Here is a 14,327-nt window from a genome sequence, read left to right as displayed (position 1 = left end):
AATTCTCTAGCAGAAAACTATGATTTAGGAGGACATAATGGCTCTAGACGAAATCAAAATTAGCCGGGCAATCATCGAACGTTATTTCCAAAAATTAACAAACTACTTAGAAATGGATGTGGCTATAGTAGGAGCTGGACCTTCAGGGCTTATGGCCGCTTACAAGTTGGCCAGCGAAGGCTTTAAAGTAGCGGTTTTTGAAAGACGCATGAGCATTGGAGGTGGTATCTGGGGTGGCGGCATGATGTTTAACGAAATAGTGGTCCAAAAAGAAGGTGCCCGTCTTTTAAAAGAAATAGGAGTACGCACCGAACCCTGGAATGGTGGTGAATACTACACCGCAGACGCGGTAGAAGTGGCCTGTATCCTAGCCGCTAAATGTGTTCAGGCTGGAGCTAAGATATTTAATCTTATCATGGTTGAAGACGTTATGGTAAGAGATAACCGAGTAGTAGGCCTAGTATTAAACTGGAGTGCCACAGAAATTGCTGGCCTTCACGTAGATCCTTTGGCAGTAAGAGCCCAATATGTAGTAGAGGCTACCGGCCATGAAACGGCTGTGCTCCAGGTAATGCAGAAAAAGCTAGGTGCTGCTCTAAAGACGGAAACAGGAAAAGTTATTGGGGAAAAATCTATGTGGGCTGAAGTGGCCGAAAGCCTCACGGTTGATTATACTCGCGAGGTATATCCTGGTGTTTTTGTAACTGGCATGGCTGCTAACGCCACTTTTGGTGCCTATCGCATGGGGCCTATATTTGGGGGCATGCTTCTTTCAGGAGAGAAAGTAGCCCAGCTCATTACCGAACGCCTACGTAAAGAAAGCTAATTAGTGGCAGGGCTTCCCCTGCCACTAATTATATTTTACACGACAAAGTATCGCCGCTGACATAATCGCTAAAGCAAAGTAACCTTCGCTGTCACTGCGAGGCCTCGTTAGAGGTCGAAGCAGTCTCAGGGATTGCTTCGCTTCGCTCGCAATGATTCAATTGTCGCCTATTTAGTGACCCCATTAATAGTTGCCATAACCCTCATGGTTCAGCTTATAATCACCTTTTGATAGGAGATGTAGTTGGGGGGAAGATATGTATTAAATGTCATAACTATTAATGCGGGCATAAACTAGCAACAAATTTCAGTTTCTAATTGCGGCTATTCCATTCACAATTTATATTGTTTAATAATATTTTTTATAGCTGATAAACTTTGGGATTTAGAATTAAAAGAATTATCTCTTTCTATTTTTTCAAGGTTCTTTTCAATAGCTAAAAGATCTTTTTTTATTTCTGATAAAAGCAAATTAATTTCCTGAGCTAAAGATTTAAACTGGTCATCTTTACGTAAAGATATTTTTTTAGTAAAGTCCTTATTAACTCTTATATATTTTAAATCTTCTTCTACCCTATAAATAGGTCCAGCAATCTTTTGTGGCAGAAAAATAGCCAAAAATATACCAATAGCCAAACAGATAACACCTGATAATAGAATAATAGGCAACAATAAATCACTAACATATTTTATTGTAAAATGGGCTTTATAAAAACTTTCTCCAATTTCTTTATGGCTAAAAAAATATAAAATTAACAAAGCAACAGATACGGACACAAAAATAGCTAACAAGATCCTTGTTAAAAGCCATTTCTGCAGTTCCCACTTGATTTTAAGATTTAATTTCTTTCGTCTATGCATATTAATCTCTTATTATTTATTGTGACAAGACAAACACAAATTTTTACCTGTTTTTCGTAAAAAGTAAGAATTAGAAGAGGCATGTGGATAATGACATGTTGCACAAGAAATTACACCATTAAATAAAGGTAAATCTTTATTCCTTTGAGCCATCTTATAATTTAGAGGTACACCGACAGGATGAATCACTCCTAATTTATTTTTGCTATGACAATTATAACAAGCATTTGTAGAAGTCCAAGAGATTGACTTTATTAAAGGATGATCCTTAGGCTTATTAGATATCTTTATATTTGATTTTGGAAGCAATCCAATCCGCCACGTAAGTTGCCCGTCCGCTTGAATTTCTAATATAGGCTCATCTAAAGGCGAACGATAAATATTTACAGCCACCGTTTTAGCAAAAGAATCTTTCGCTTTAGAAACTTCTACGGCTTTAAATTTAAAATTTTTAGCGGCAATTTGTCCATCATAAGTTTGTGCTTCTATTTTACAACTGTAAAAATCATTTATTTTGGCATGCGCTAATGGAACTATTTGATATGTATAATAATTTTCATCAGAAGTAGAACCGGAAACACCATTACAAACAATTCTTACTCGACAAGGGATGCTAGTTTTAACACAAATTCCGGCCTCAGTCCAAGGATATTTTTCCCAATTACATAACGAAACTTTCTCTATTACAGGCTCAATATCTTCAGGTAAGGCACTAGCATTTGAATAAGAAAGAATCTTCTGAAAATCTAAAGACGGAGCTTCAAAAGCAATATCATATGATTTTACAGTCGTAGGAAGCAAAATATATGCTTTTCCTCCTCTAAATACATGTTTATTATCCCATTTAACTGCTTTCGATAAACTCTTCTCATTAGAGGAAACTTCTTCTCCTCCATGGCATACATTACAATCATGTTTAAGAAAAGGTTGATGAAAAAAGCTAGCACCAGGAGAAACAATTTTATTATCAGGATGACATTCCTTACAAGACTTTGCCCACAAATCATTCACAAAAAAAATTATTAGCAAAAAAGGCAAAAATATAAAAAAATATCGCGTATCTAGTTTCATATATAACCCGTTTTTATATGTTATTCAGACAAAATTAGATCAAATGGTTTACAGCCTAGAGAAATTTTGCCAATTAACTTTAAAGAATTAAGATCTATTACTCCTATGGCCTTTTCACCTCTAAGAGCCACATATAACCATCCCCTTTTAGAGGAGGCTATCATGTCAAAAGGCTGCTTCCCTACTCTAATCTTTTTTGAGGCTGCCATCTGATCTCTAAAAATCACCGAAATTGTCCCTTCTTTTTCGTTGCTAACATATATTCGGTCTATATATGAAAAAACTTTAACGGCTCCTCTACCACTAAGAATACGGCCTACATGAGACCACGAGTCTATCCTAAAAACATCCACCATACCCGTGGCCGGATCAGCTACATAAAAATTTTTTCCTAAAATAGCCATTCCTCGTGGGCTTTGGCCAACTTTGATTTTATTTAAAAGATCCAAATTTTTTGAAAGAATATAGACACTTTGATCTTTGGGAGAAGAAACAAAAATTTTATTTAGATTACTGTCAAACAAAATATCAGAAGGAGAATAGCCTAAACGTTTAGAAACCAATAAATTTCCAGAAGGAATATCTAACAATAAAATATTGCTTGTAACCGGATCAGTAACAACTACTAAATTCCGCGAAACAAAAGACAAGTATTGTGGTGAATCTACCATAGGCAAAACAAAACTATCAACTAAACAAAAACTAGAAATATCAATAATACTTAATAAACGCAATTTATCAGAAACAACTATTAATTGGTCATTAATCCTATCAATATCTAACGATTTAGGTTCAGGAGGCACATATAACGAACCAACTACTCGATTAATATCTGTACGAACAACAAAAATAGTAGAAGAATCATCAGATGATATATAAAGATTATCACCTCTTTGCGGAACTCTTTGAATATTTAAAGAAAAAATAGGTATAAACTTTTTAGACTTTAAAGAAGCTTTAACATCCCATAAAACAAAAAAACAGACACTTTTCTTGGATGATATTTTATAATCTACTGGCAAAGTAATTTTTGTTTTTTCTATAGGTAAAACTTTATCATTAATAGATACTTCATCTAATACTAGAGTTACTTGAGAAATTATTCCTTTTTCAAAAGAAATCCACCCTAAAAAGGTTTGTCCAAAATTAACTCTAGAAGATATTGTTTGAGGAAAGTCTCGTAAAACATGAGTTTCATTGTTGACAGAAACTGAAATATTTTTAATTTTTAAAACTATGTTATCAGATGTAGGATTAACTATATTTAAGAAAAAATTTAACCTGGAAGCATGACAAGGAACTACAGTAAATGACAAAACAAATAATAATATTAAAAAAATTCTTAAAAACATATCCTCCCCGTTTTATATATTGGTGCCCAATTGTCTTTAGAACCGTGTTTATGACAATTCAAACAAGGAATAGGTGGTTTCCTCGGCCCCCCTGGACCATGACAGTAACTACACTTATGTTCTGGATAAGGAGCGTCTGGGCTATCGTGGTGAATATATTCCCATGTATTTATTTCGGTTGTATATCCAAAAGTAGCATCATCTTTGTGACACGCTCGGCAAAAATAACCTATTTCATTTCCAATATCACCTACTAAAGACTGGGTAATTAAGACCCCATTTACTTGAGTCCGAAGTAGATAAGGATTAGGTGAACCGTGAGGCTCGTGACAATCTGTACAAGAAGTAACAAAACCTATAGATATACCCAAAGAGGAAGATTGGTATGGCTCTCTTAAATGTACACTACCTGTGGCTGAGTTTTTTCCATGTTTATCAGGATATGGAACAGTTGATATATTGTCACCACCTTCTGAAACCCAGTCAATCTTACGAAGATTACGACCTAATTCGGTACTATAAATTTCATTATATTGATTGTGACAGGCGATACAAAAAGTAGCATAATCTGGAAGATTTGATCCGTCGTACGTATTAGTTCCACCTGGCTCGTAAGTATTTGTAGATCCATAATAATAGGGAGCCTGATAACGTCCAGGATAAAAATTAGACATTCGCTCATCTAAATCATCTCCCCAAAGAGTATAGTGTGATTCTTTTCTAGTAGAAATATTCTTTTCAATAGGTAAAGATACCGCCGTATAAGAACCAGGACTTGAAGGATAAGCTTTAATACGCTTAGCTAGATGAGGATTATGACAAGCTACACAGGGATTAGACTTTTCTTTAAAAAAAGACCATTGCTGATTAATAGCAAAATTATATATGTCTTTAAGATTATGATATGAAGCGGAAGAATATAAGTTTTTCAAATTAAAACTTTCTAAAATAGAAGAAATATTAGAATTTGAAGCTCCTCCAAAAGTTTTACTATAATCAAAGTTTTGTATACCGTTTACTTGAATTGAAGAATTACTATGACATAAAAAACATATATTATCAGAAACATTATAAGGTACCTGAGTAGCGGCCATATTAAAGTTGGTTGCAAATAAAGCAAAAGGAAAAGGCCCCCTAGTGTTTCCATTTATAGACCCATGTTGCCAATGACAATGACCACAGTTGCCTATGGCGTAATCAGAAAGATCAATTTGTTTTACACCATATACTTTATCGCCATGGGCAGAATCCAGATATTTTCCCGCCCAACATAGTGAAACACTCAGAAGAACTGCGCCTAAAACCAATAGACCAAATTTAATTTTTGGCCGTATGGCAGGCATTACAACCATTAATTGATGTTGTTTGTGGCCATCCATAATAATCCCACCGTAAATTATGTTTATAAGGTGTCCCATGAGCCCTATGACACGAAATACAAGTAACTATAGCGTCTTTCTGAAATAAAATGTTTGATTTTGGGGAAGACACATCTTCACTACCTACTGGAGCTATAAGAGAATAAGGATTACTACCAGTCGCTCCGGGGCCGGGATAATCTCCTGGATAGTTTCGGTATTCTGAATCACTAGGGGTATTCCCCATATCATAATCTGTAGGATGTCTGAGCCAAGGAGACCCAAAGCCTCCACTATCGGCACTTATTTGGCCCGAACCATTATGGAAGTCGCCATGACATTGAGCACAAAAATAACTTATAGTAGAAGAATCTATTTCTGTCTCTGAAATGCGATCTACCCCTTTGTACTGGTTATGAGAAAAAACATCGGGCTTATATTCCCACTTAGGATCTTCATATCCTTTGATTCCTAACAAAAAACGATAACTAGTTCCTACAGTGTTTCCATCAATAATATCATCATCGGCATGGTGGGCCCCCAAAATAGCTTCAAAATCTCCCTGCTTACTTCTATCCCCGTGACATCCGTTGGCCCCTGCGCAGGAAAGCTGAGTTGACAAAGGACTACCACCTGGTGGAGTATATCCGTAAACAGAATCGGGAGGAAAAGGTTTTACGTTATGACCTCTATCCTCTTGTCCCTGAGATACCCAGTAAAAATTACCACCAGCTAATGTATTTCCTGATATCCCAGCATTAGAATAATCCGGAGGACTGGTTGAAAGTACATAAGGTATATAATTAGTTCCATCATTAGTGCCAGTATGACAGCCAAGACAATCATTAATTACTAACGCCTTATACGGACCAGACTCTCCCCAATTTGTTAAAATTCCACCATGTTGAGAATAATGCATGGTATGACAAGCAGAACAAGGAAGACCACTTTTTATTTTAGATAGACCTGAAGAAGGATAAAGGAGAACAAATATGTTAATTATTATTATGAAGAACATAAAATAAAAAATAATTTTTGAACTCCTGTTTTCTCCTCCGTATTTGCAAACAAATGATAGTAAGTCATATCTTCTTGTAACGCTTCTAAAACACTTAAAACACGATTCACTTTTGCGGAGCCTAAATACTTTTTTTAAAAAGTTAGACTTTAACACTTAAAGCCCCCAAATATCTATCCTTCCATTCCCTTCATCAACTATATAAAGCCTTGATCCAGAAATTACTAAATAAGAAGGATAACGAACCTGTCCCATTCTAAATCCTTCTTTTAAAAAGGATTTTCTGAAAATCCCTTTAGAAGAAAAAACTAGTATCTTTTTTAAATCTCTATCTAAAAGATAGATATTATTATGGTCATCAATATCAAAGGATACAGGGAGTACACTATTTGCCCCCTTTAAATATAATATTTGCTGAGTTCCCTTATTTAAATCAAAGGCAAACAATCGCTTTCCCCCGTTTTCTAGAGCAAATAATCTATTTTTTTTAACTTTTATATCGATAAAACCTTTAAAATCCTTTAATTTTGGGAGCCCAATAATCTTATTAGCCTCTATCAAATTAGTGTCGACCAGATATATCAATCCGCTGAATTGATCTAAGACAAAAAGATGATTCCTCCACAAAGCAAGTCGCGCTGGCAAAAGAGTAAAATTTTTGTATTTTAATAAACGTCTCTTAAATTTTTTAGCTTTTAGATCTACAAAGGTTAAGACATTAAGGGGTCTTTCTATAATCCAAAGGCACCCAGAAGAATCTTTAACCATAAAGATAGGGCCCTTTAGTTGTCCTGCAGCGGTAAACTCTTTTAAAGGAGATCCGGCAAAATCATAAGAAATTAAACGATTTCTAGCGGCATCAGATACATAAATTCTTTTAACTTTAGTATCAACAAAAACAGAAAGAGGCTGCTTTAAAGAACTATTATCAGTATCTTTTAAAAGAGAAAATTGATAATGAAATTTATACGAAAAAGCTTTTTCTATTTTAAAAACCAGAGAAATAAAAAACAATGTACACAATATTATTAATAATTTTTGTGACATTCTACACATAAAGCAGCCTCTCCACTCAATTTTAATTCATACTTAAAATTAGTTCCCATAGGTTCATGACAAGTAATACAAGTAATAGGCTGACCATTTCTGGGATCTAAAACCTTATCTCCAACGGGATGAGAAAATTTACCTTGAGTTTTATGACATCTAGAACAAACCTGATTGCCATCACCTTTTAACATGGAAGGATTATTAGCCCCATGTCCTTTATGACATTCAATACAATTATCTCTTTTAGGATGAACATAAAGTGAATTTTCTTTTTGTACATAAGCATTAATATGGCAAGAAATACATAATACTTTAGGAGAACTCTTAAGAAGAATTTTTGTATTACCAAGATGTGGGCTATGACAAATCAAACATGAATTTTTCTGATATCCACCTAAAGCATGATTATGAAAATAGTAAAAAGTAGTATCAATATTTTTATGACAATTTAAACATAAAGAATTAGATTTATCCTTTTGATTATGACATATATTGCATTTTTTTTCGGCGAAAGGTTTGTGTTCAAAATTTTTCAACAAAAATTTGTTATTACTCATATGGGGATTATGACATTCTAAACAATTATTAATCTCTTTTTTGCCAAGATGGACATCATAGAACTTCTTATTTCTCTTATGGCAAGAATAACATAATAAATTTCCATTTTCTTTTTTAAGAAGCCTGACATCATATCCAACATGAGCATTATGGCAAGACAAACATTTTCCATCCTGATAAGGTTTATGTAGAAATTTTTGCTTATTAACAAGTAAATTCTTATGACAAGAAAAGCAAAGATCTTTCACATCATTTTTAAGTAAAAAATTATAATTTGATGAATGAGCTATATGACATCTTAAGCAAGCTTGCTCTTTATATGGTTTATGCAGAAATAAGTCACTTTTAAAATCATTTTTTAATTTTTTATGACATGTAAAACATAATTTATTAGTAGATTTTTTTAATAACTTTTCATTTTTAGAAGCGTGAGGAAAATGACACTCCAAACATCCTTTAGAAATAATAGGTTTATGTATATATTTATTATGAAGATATTTATTAGACTTATGACACTGAAAACAGAGCTTATTATTTACTTTAGAAAAAGCTGGATAGGAAAAGAAAAACAAAGAAAAAAAACAAAAGAATATAAAAATTCTCACTTTGACCTCCCCTCATGACATGGTGTACAATTACCCTTAGAAAAAGGAGGATGCTGATTAGACCACAAGAGTTTATTAGTTTCTCCTCCGTGAGGATTATGACAGGTTGTACAGTTAGATCTATTTGGCCTAATATTATTATGAGCTTTTATTAATTTTTTATCAATATTATGGCAATCAGTACAAATACTACTACTTGACTTATTTAGAAGATGATCATATTTGGAAGCATGAACAAAATGGCAATTAATACAACCATTCTCTCGTTTGGCGGGAGGATGCGGAAATCCTTCATGCCAATATTGAGAAATATCTATATGGCAAGATATACATAAACTATTCATAGACTCTTTTAAAAACCATATATTACTTGACCCATGAACGTCATGACATTTATTACAGTTATCTTTTTGTGCCGGAGGATGGACAAATGGTTCAGACTTGATCTTTCTACCTAAATTATTATGACATTCAAAGCAGATATTTGAAATAGGTTGATTAATCTGATAAGCATAATCAGAAGCATGTGCATTGTGACACAAAAGACACTCACCTTTTTTATAAGGTTTATGTTGTTTTAATTTTATATAGTTTTTTCTAAAAGCATCATGACAGTTCCAACATAATTGAGGAGTATTGTTAATTAGTAATTTTGAAAAATCAGATGAATGAGGATTATGGCATTTTGTACAGTGTCCTTTCTGAAAAGGTTGATGCAAACTAAATAAGTCTTCTTCAAAAGAAGTATTTTTATGACAAGAAAAGCATAAATCTTTCTGATTTTCTACTAATAAACCTTTAAAGTTTGACCAATGTGGCTGATGACATTTTAAACAATCTTCGTTTTGAGATGGCGGATGTTTAAACTTTTTATTATTTATATCTCTATGGCAAGACAAGCATATCTTTTTATCATTATTTTTAAGTAGAAAATTAAAATTAGATACATGACCTTTATGGCAAGCCAAACAATTTCCTTTTTTAACGGGATTATGAAGAGATTTATATTTTTCGATTTTAGAAAAATCGCTATGACACTGTATACAAACCTTACCTGGTCTATCCTTAAGAATATACATATTATAACTAGCATGTGGTGCATGACAATCAAAACATTTTTTATTAAAGTACGGTTTATGTATACTTCTACCAGATTGTAATTTATGACATTTTAAACACTTACCAGTTAAATCTTTTTTAGTAACCAACTTATTATCTTTATATATATGACATTGAAAACATTTTCCTTGCACCATTAATGGATGGACATAAGGTTTCAATAATCGTTTATCATTTCCTGTATGAGGATTATGACAACTAATACAATTATTATTAAAATCTATATTAAAATGTAATTTTTTTAGTTTAGTTTTATTTTTATGACACGAATAACATAAAATAGATGCATTCTCTTTTAATAAGGTTTTATTATTAGCTGTATGAGGCCTATGACAATATAAACATCCTTGATTATTATCTAAGGCTTTGTGTTTGAATTTTCCTTTAACTATACTTTTATGACATGATAAACAAAGTTGAGTAGAAGGCTGCTTCAGTAAAAACTTATTCTGAGCTGAGTGATACTCATGACATACAAAACAATCTCCTTTTTTTAGTGGACTGTGTATAAATCTATTTTGAAAATTTTTAATATCTTTTTTATGACAATTAAAACATAACCTTGGAGGTTTATCTTTTAAAAAAACCCCTCCGATTACGCCGTGTGGCCTATGACAACCTTTACAATCTTTTTCAGCCACGGGCTTATGTAAAAAGGGGCCATTCTTTTTAATAACATTTTGAAAATCAGGATGACAATCAATACAATTTTTTCTAGCTTTTTGAGGAGATGGCTTCGAAACGCATGATGTTATCAGTAAAAAAATTATAATATTTAAAATAAAATATTTAAAAAAAAATTTATTGGGCCAAATTGACATTATTGTCCTCCATCATCTCTCGCTTGAGTTTTAACCACTCTTTTTCATTGATAACAATATTCGTTTGAGCGCGTAATTTATTAATATATTCTTTTTTTAAACTATTAAATTTTTCCTGCTCTAAAATTCTCCTTATATCATCCTTAACTATTTCATAAGGATGGGCTTTTTCTGGATAGTGTTTAATTAAATATACTAAACAATACCAAGTATTATCACCTCTCTTAAACTCAATGATAGATGATACTTCGTTAGGCTTTAACCCCTTAATGGCATCTCTCATTTCAGGAACTAACTGATTTAAAAAATACTTTTCTGGCCGTAAAGTATGAAATTGGATTTCTTTTCCAATTTTGAAAAAATTCTCTCCTTGTTTAATACGTTTATATACGTTTTTAATCAATTTTGGATCTCTAGTTTTTATAACAGCAATTTCTACCATAGAAGGTCTTGTAAATTTCTCTTTATTTTTAGTATAAAAATCTTTCATTTCTTCTTCAGTAACTTTTATTTGTGGTTTAATTATTTTTTCTTCAAACAAGACAACTAATAGTTGTTTTTTATAAAATTCATAAAGATCCTTAAGTGGTGGCTCTTTTTCATAGTGCCTATTTAAAGCTTCAAGACTCGTCAATGTCTGAGAAATATAAGTATTAATTACGAAATGTTTCATTTTATCTATGTCTTCAGAAGACAATTTCCTTTTATGAAATCTAAGGTCAATTTCTTTTTTAAATTTTTCCCAAAACTGAATTGCTTTTAATTCTCTATCGCCAATAACCAAAACTGTCTTTTCTTTTAAATTTTCGGGAATAGTATCTAAGGATATTAGTTTTAAAATATCCCAATTTATTTTGACATTATATTTCTTTTTAAGATTTTCAATTAGCTTTTCTGTATAATAAGCTTCATCTTTTTTACGGATTTTTTTAATAATTTCTCTTTTTACAGTATTAAAATCAGTAGGATCAGACCCTAATTTATCTTCTATAAACAACAAAAAATAGGTATTTTTATATTTGACTGGTCCAACTATTTCATCTTTATTTGCCTTTAAAACCTCATTTCTGATTTCCTCAGGAATAGTAATAGGTCTTTCCCAACCAAAATCGCGAGCTTTTTTTTCTTTTTCTAGCTTTTCGTAAAGTGCATCAAAAGCCTCTTTAGTTTTTATAGATTTCTTCCAATTGTTAGCCACTTTATAATCTTGTGTTATTAAAGCCTTTATTTTTAAACGTGGAATATAATTAGTTTTATATTCTTTCCAAAGACGTTTTTGAGAAATATCTATTTTTTTATCAACCTCCTCATTTTTTAAAAGTAATAGCCCCCTTACTTCCAAAAATACTCTGATTTTATGCTTATAAAGAGGATCAGAATCTAATTCCATTCTTTTTGCTTCGTTTGCAATTAAAAGCCAGTCAATAAAAGGATCTGGAGTCTCTGGAAATTTCATGTTTGGTTCCTTCCAATATTTCCACCAAGTAAGAAAATCTTCTTTAGTATATTTTCTATTATCTATTTTAAAGAGATAATTATCTCCCCAAAAAGGATAAGCAGAATTTGAAAAAATAATAATTAAATAAAACAAAGAAAAAACAACTAAACTATTTTTTAAATTTAACAACTGAAAAGTCCTTTTCGTCTCCATTCCATTAACACCTCATTAATCATCTTTTTTATTAAACCGGAAGTAGTATAAACTTTACCAAAATGCAGTATTTTTCTATAATCTTCAGAAGTTCTAACATGATAAGTAGAACATAAAATTTTACCGCTATAGGCGTCCTTAATATTTATTATAAAAGCTAATTTTAAATTTTTTTCATTTTTTTCATAGGTTAAAATACTACCGTCAATAAAAATTTTTGTGTTAGTTCTCTCAGCTAAAAGTTTAATTGTATTTAAAGGAATATTTTCTCCAACCAAGTATCGTTCCATAATAAAAAATCTGCGAACTTGGCCTTCAGGGACTACAAATAACCCTTCTTCAATTAAAGAATCAATTAATATTCTATAAAAGACTCTATTAATTGTAGGATCTTTAGTTTGGTTTTCAAAAGGCAAAACGATAACTCTACAAGTTTTTGAGGAAAAATTTTTTGTTATCCTAATTTCAGGAACATTTTTTGAACATGCACTTATAAAAAAGACTAAATATATCAAAATTAGAAATCTTCTATCCATATATTTTCTTTCTCTTTTTTCTTATTTTCTTTTTTTGCTTGAATCAAAACAGTAGATAATGGAAAATTTTTTATAATTTTTTTATTACCTATAATATCTCTAGCTTCTAATGAATAAAATATACTTTTTGATTTTTTTACTTGGAATAAAATATTTTTCTTTTTTTCAAGATCTTCGCCATTAATATTTACTTCTTTTAATAAATTTCCCTCATCATCCCATATCTCTAATCTAATATAATCGATAGGTAATAAATGTTTCGAAAAATTTAATTTAAGAAGAATTTTATCATCACTTCTTTTTTCTGCTAATAAGTTAATTTGAGGAGGATTACGAACAAACAAAACTTCAGTTTGTGCCTGGGCTATATTTCCCGCTAAATCCCAAACTTTAAGACGAATAACATATAGACCACTTGGCAATAAATATCCCTGACGATCTTTTCCTCTCCAAACAAACTTTTTAGGAAGTTGGCCAGGTCTATCTTCTTTAAACAAAATCTTTTTGGACTTTTTATCAATTACCTCGAATAACCATCTAGCTATTGGTTCTGGATGCTTCAATTTAGGAATACAATAAATATATTTATTAAAAGCTAATTTTCCATTAATATTTTTCCCTTTTGATAACTTTAGTCCTAAAGTTGGAGGAGTATTATCTACTCTAAAATCAGATAAAAATATTTTCTTTTTAAGACCTAAATCAGGCCAATAAAGTTCCATATTTATAAAATATCTACCTTCCTTTTTAGGAGCTTTCCAACTTGCTATATAAAGAGAATCTTTCCTTTGAGCTTTTATTTTTCTATCTTGGTAGAAAAAATAAACTTCTTTAGGGGGAGGACCAGATATATCTAAACGTACAGCACAGGTAACTTTCTCGTTCCCTTTTATTCTACGAGGAGATATAAAAGCTTCTGAAATCTGTACTTCTGGGGGTTCATAAATAGATTTTTTAACACGTATAGGTAAGCTAGCAATTAAATTGTGAATAACTTCGTATTTAATAATATGATAATCTACTTTTTTAAGAGCTAGAAAGCTAACTTCTTCTTTAGAAGAAGATACTATAGTTTTTGCCCACACAATACTATAGTCTTTTGGCCTAATTAACTGTACAGTAATTCCTAGAGATGAAGATGAAGTATTTTTATTATTTTCGGTAACAGTACCAACCATTATTAAACTTGCTTGATATTTTCTAGCTAACTTAATAGCAGTAATCCTATCAAGCCAGCCTACCCATCTAATCCGATTTTCTGCCAAAAAAGGCAATACTTCTTTTGGAGTAATAACTGTTATATTGTTATCTGCAAGAGATTGCGCTATTAAAGTTGGAATCTCAAAATTTATACCATTGATATCTTTCGAAAGGTCTTCAAATGGTAATATTACAATTTTGGAATTAGCGTTACCAACGCTTAAACACAATATAAATATGATAATAAATAGGAAAAAATTTTTCATTTTTATAAAATAACAATGTATTATCTTTTTATAATA

The 14,327-nt window shown here is 31.6% G+C and carries 13 protein-coding genes; 2 read left to right on the top strand and 11 right to left on the bottom strand.

Translation table 11 applies throughout. The annotated features are described in order from the left end of the window. Positions 1-37 precede the first annotated feature (37 nt). Positions 38-826 (top strand): sulfide-dependent adenosine diphosphate thiazole synthase, encoded by a 789-nt coding sequence (locus tag THEIN_RS09180; protein ID WP_013908398.1) that lies wholly within the window; start codon positions 38-40, stop codon positions 824-826. Between the two features lie 182 nt (positions 827-1,008). Then, a complete protein-coding gene (locus THEIN_RS12560) occupies positions 1,009-1,107 on the top strand; it encodes a cytochrome c3 family protein (protein WP_083817708.1) in 99 nt (32 codons plus the stop codon). Between the two features lie 51 nt (positions 1,108-1,158). On the opposite strand, the gene THEIN_RS09175 is transcribed toward THEIN_RS12560, so the two are convergent. From THEIN_RS09175 to THEIN_RS09125, 11 genes are all read right to left on the bottom strand, one after another. Then, positions 1,159-1,686, bottom strand: coding sequence for a methyl-accepting chemotaxis protein (locus THEIN_RS09175; protein WP_013908397.1), 528 nt, complete (start codon positions 1,684-1,686; stop codon positions 1,159-1,161). A gap of 12 nt (positions 1,687-1,698) precedes the next feature. Continuing rightward, positions 1,699-2,697, bottom strand: coding sequence for a cytochrome c3 family protein (locus THEIN_RS09170; protein ID WP_169311172.1), 999 nt, complete (start codon positions 2,695-2,697; stop codon positions 1,699-1,701). 80 nt (positions 2,698-2,777) lie between these two features. After that, the gene (locus THEIN_RS09165) at positions 2,778-4,109 is read right to left on the bottom strand and encodes a YncE family protein (RefSeq protein ID WP_013908395.1); all 1,332 of its coding nucleotides are present in this window, start codon (positions 4,107-4,109) and stop codon (positions 2,778-2,780) included. Continuing rightward, the gene (locus THEIN_RS09160) at positions 4,100-5,488 is read right to left on the bottom strand and encodes a cytochrome c3 family protein (protein WP_013908394.1); all 1,389 of its coding nucleotides are present in this window, start codon (positions 5,486-5,488) and stop codon (positions 4,100-4,102) included. The genes THEIN_RS09165 and THEIN_RS09160 overlap by 10 nt, the downstream gene beginning before the upstream one ends. Continuing rightward, on the bottom strand, positions 5,427-6,485 hold the full coding sequence (locus tag THEIN_RS09155; protein WP_013908393.1) for a cytochrome c3 family protein: 1,059 nt from the start codon (positions 6,483-6,485) through the stop codon (positions 5,427-5,429). Before THEIN_RS09155 ends, THEIN_RS09160 begins: the two co-directional genes overlap by 62 nt. Before the next feature lie 156 nt (positions 6,486-6,641). After that, entirely contained in the window at positions 6,642-7,541 is a 900-nt protein-coding gene (locus THEIN_RS09150) for an NHL repeat-containing protein (protein ID WP_013908392.1), read from the bottom strand. Then, a complete protein-coding gene (locus tag THEIN_RS09145) occupies positions 7,514-8,698 on the bottom strand; it encodes a cytochrome c3 family protein (RefSeq protein ID WP_013908391.1) in 1,185 nt (394 codons plus the stop codon). Before THEIN_RS09145 ends, THEIN_RS09150 begins: the two co-directional genes overlap by 28 nt. Beyond that, the gene (locus THEIN_RS09140; RefSeq protein ID WP_013908390.1) at positions 8,695-10,638 is read right to left on the bottom strand and encodes a cytochrome c3 family protein; all 1,944 of its coding nucleotides are present in this window, start codon (positions 10,636-10,638) and stop codon (positions 8,695-8,697) included. Before THEIN_RS09140 ends, THEIN_RS09145 begins: the two co-directional genes overlap by 4 nt. Next, on the bottom strand, positions 10,619-12,289 hold the full coding sequence (locus tag THEIN_RS09135) for a peptidylprolyl isomerase (protein WP_013908389.1): 1,671 nt from the start codon (positions 12,287-12,289) through the stop codon (positions 10,619-10,621). Before THEIN_RS09135 ends, THEIN_RS09140 begins: the two co-directional genes overlap by 20 nt. Further along, positions 12,259-12,825: a hypothetical protein gene (locus THEIN_RS09130; protein ID WP_013908388.1), complete on the bottom strand. Its 567-nt coding sequence runs from the start codon at positions 12,823-12,825 to the stop codon at positions 12,259-12,261. Before THEIN_RS09130 ends, THEIN_RS09135 begins: the two co-directional genes overlap by 31 nt. Continuing rightward, on the bottom strand, positions 12,807-14,291 hold the full coding sequence (locus tag THEIN_RS09125) for a hypothetical protein (RefSeq protein WP_013908387.1): 1,485 nt from the start codon (positions 14,289-14,291) through the stop codon (positions 12,807-12,809). The genes THEIN_RS09130 and THEIN_RS09125 overlap by 19 nt, the downstream gene beginning before the upstream one ends. Positions 14,292-14,327 lie beyond the last annotated feature (36 nt).

It is taken from the genome of Thermodesulfatator indicus DSM 15286 (genome assembly GCF_000217795.1).
Lineage (GTDB): Bacteria > Desulfobacterota > Thermodesulfobacteria > Thermodesulfobacteriales > Thermodesulfatatoraceae > Thermodesulfatator > Thermodesulfatator indicus.
The sequence above is the reverse complement of the archived record's forward strand: the minus strand, read 5'-3'. Positions and strand labels throughout refer to the sequence as shown.

Coding starts and splice junctions, on each gene's coding strand:
- THEIN_RS09180 (WP_013908398.1), top strand. CDS start 38: ATGGCTCTAGACGAAATCAAAATTAGCCGGGCAATCATCGAACGTTAT.
- THEIN_RS09175 (WP_013908397.1), bottom strand. CDS start 1,686: ATGCATAGACGAAAGAAATTAAATCTTAAAATCAAGTGGGAACTGCAG.
- THEIN_RS09165 (WP_013908395.1), bottom strand. CDS start 4,109: ATGTTTTTAAGAATTTTTTTAATATTATTATTTGTTTTGTCATTTACT.
- THEIN_RS09160 (WP_013908394.1), bottom strand. CDS start 5,488: ATGGATGGCCACAAACAACATCAATTAATGGTTGTAATGCCTGCCATA.
- THEIN_RS09155 (WP_013908393.1), bottom strand. CDS start 6,485: ATGTTCTTCATAATAATAATTAACATATTTGTTCTCCTTTATCCTTCT.
- THEIN_RS09150 (WP_013908392.1), bottom strand. CDS start 7,541: ATGTGTAGAATGTCACAAAAATTATTAATAATATTGTGTACATTGTTT.
- THEIN_RS09140 (WP_013908390.1), bottom strand. CDS start 10,638: ATGTCAATTTGGCCCAATAAATTTTTTTTTAAATATTTTATTTTAAAT.
- THEIN_RS09135 (WP_013908389.1), bottom strand. CDS start 12,289: ATGGAGACGAAAAGGACTTTTCAGTTGTTAAATTTAAAAAATAGTTTA.
- THEIN_RS09130 (WP_013908388.1), bottom strand. CDS start 12,825: ATGGATAGAAGATTTCTAATTTTGATATATTTAGTCTTTTTTATAAGT.
- THEIN_RS09125 (WP_013908387.1), bottom strand. CDS start 14,291: ATGAAAAATTTTTTCCTATTTATTATCATATTTATATTGTGTTTAAGC.